We start from the raw sequence: 2,085 nt of genomic DNA, 5'->3' as shown, positions 1-2,085 counted from the left end.
GCACTCGGCGGCGATCCGCGACCGCAGACCGGACGGGTCGAAGAAGGTGATGGCCCGTGTCGCCGTGCGTCCGGCCGCCAGCAGGTCCCAGAACGCCGGCACGCCTATGCCGCCGGGGGCGACGATACCTATGCCGGTGACCGCCACTCGTCTCGTCATGACCGGACCTGACGTCGTTCGGCCGCCTCCGCTCCCACCACTGCGGACTCGATGTCGGTCTCCTCGGTGTCGACGTGGCCCAGCGGCGGACTCGGGGCCAGGGGGCCGAGGTGGAAGACCAACCGGGCCTCCACGTTGCCGACGTTGCGGAAGCGGTGGCGCATGTTGACGGGGATCAGCAGCCCCTGCTCGGGCTGAAGCGGGTGCGGCTCTCCGTCCAGGTCCACCTCGAGCTGCCCGCAGACCACATACACGAACTCCTCGGAGTACGGGTGGTAGTGCTCACCGATGCGGTCACCGGGCTCGATGAGGGCCACGCCCATGAATCCACTGGTGGCGCCCACCGCGGCCGGAGTGAGCATGGCACGCAGGTCACCGCCTCGCCGGCGGTTGGGCTCGACGTCGCTCAGGCTCACGATGTTGGGACGAGATGTGATCACGGGTTCCTCCGTTGAGGTGCTGCGCCAACGCGGGAGAGGCGGCATCGCCTCTCCCGCCGGATGGCGAATCAGGCGTCGGGCGACCGGCGGTCGGTGACGAGATCCATGCGCGCCAGTTCGAGCAGGCGCGCGAGGCTGCCGTCCTTCGACGCGGCCACGTCCATGCCCGCGGCGTCGTCCAGGAGCGTCGTCAGCTCGGCCGCCTGCGCCGAGTCGGACAGACCGAGGATCTGACCGGGGTCGGCCGCCTCGAGTCCCCCGTGTAGGTCGATCAGCCGTACGACGACGTCGTCGCGCTGGAAGATCGTGCTGCGCAGGACCGGGCTGCGCGGGTCGTCCGCCGCCGCCTCGTCACGATGGGCCAGGAGTTCGGCGAGCTGCATCCCGCGCTCCGGCCGCGCCGGGTAGTACAGGGCGTACCGCTCGGCCTGCGTATTCTGCCGCTCCGCCATCACATGGTGGACGGCCGGCAGTGCGGCCCTGGTGAAGAAGACCCGGGCGGACTCGGGGTCGTTGAGGTCCCGGTCCTGCTCCAGATGGGGGTTGATGGCCTCTTCGACGGCCCGCACCTCGGGCTGCCGGGCGACGTGGCGCAGCGCGGCCAGCAGGTCGCCGCGCACCTCGACGGCCCGCACCACCCGGTTGCCGTGCATGAAGAGCGAGGTGCGGCACAGGCGGGTGGTGTCGTCGACCTTCGGCTCGGGCGAGTCGTAGTCGGCGAGGATCTTGGCGACGATCTCCTCGCTGCCCGGCTTCACGGTGAAGGTGAGCGCGTGCCGGATCACGCCGTCACCGATCCTGGGCGCCGTCTGGAGCCTGCGGTCCGCCTGGTCGATGCCCGTCGCCGGGCCGCCGGTCTCGCGGACCACGTGGAAGCGCAGCGACCGGGTGTCGCGGACGCAGCTGTGCAGCGGCTCCACCATCCGCACATGCTCCTCGCTGTTGACCCAGGCCAGGAAGGGCGGGGCACTCTCCCACTCGCTGGTGATGAGCCACTGGGAAGGGTTCTCGATCGACTGGCACAGCTGGTCGCTGACATGACCGGGCACGGATGCGACCTGGTTGCACAACTGTTCGTAAGCTTCGAGGAACTGGTGCTGGGCCCCGTCATGGACGTCGACCAGGAGGACGACGCGCAGCCGGGAACCGTCGAACACGGACTGGGAGACATGGTGCGACGCCTGTCGCGCACGCGAACCTTCCACCCGTTCGGACGTGGTGGTCATCCCGCACATCTCCTTCGCGGAGGGGAAAGTGAGCGCCGGTCGCGGTCGTGCGACGTCGGCTTTCCTCGATCCTGTGGCCGTCCCCGCACATCGCGCGACTCGGACGGCGTACGCGAGTGAAGGGCGGGGGACGGCAGGCACGAGATGAGCCCGGACGGTCCAGGCGATCCGCGCGGTCACGGCCTGCCGGTCGCACTCCCCCGCACAGGTGACGAACGCTTCCACCGGCCCTCTCGCCGCGGCGGGGCGGTCGACGTTCC

General features: G+C 70.2%; 3 protein-coding genes. All 3 read right to left on the bottom strand.

The features are described from left to right. The coding region (locus ABZ281_RS47200) for a beta-ketoacyl synthase N-terminal-like domain-containing protein (RefSeq protein ID WP_356664770.1) at positions 1-159 on the bottom strand (159 nt) is incomplete at its 3' end. After that, positions 156-599 (bottom strand): cupin domain-containing protein, encoded by a 444-nt coding sequence (locus tag ABZ281_RS47195; RefSeq protein ID WP_356664768.1) that lies wholly within the window; start codon positions 597-599, stop codon positions 156-158. The genes ABZ281_RS47200 and ABZ281_RS47195, both read right to left, overlap by 4 nt. Positions 600-667: 68 nt before the next feature. After that, entirely contained in the window at positions 668-1,825 is a 1,158-nt protein-coding gene (locus ABZ281_RS47190) for a SchA/CurD-like domain-containing protein (protein WP_356664766.1), read from the bottom strand. Positions 1,826-2,085 lie beyond the last annotated feature (260 nt).

This window comes from Streptomyces sp. NPDC006265, from assembly GCF_040613555.1.
Classification (GTDB): domain Bacteria; phylum Actinomycetota; class Actinomycetes; order Streptomycetales; family Streptomycetaceae; genus Streptomyces.
The sequence above is the reverse complement of the archived record's forward strand: the minus strand, read 5'-3'. Positions and strand labels throughout refer to the sequence as shown.

Coding starts and splice junctions, on each gene's coding strand:
- ABZ281_RS47190 (WP_356664766.1), bottom strand. CDS start 1,825: ATGACCACCACGTCCGAACGGGTGGAAGGTTCGCGTGCGCGACAGGCG.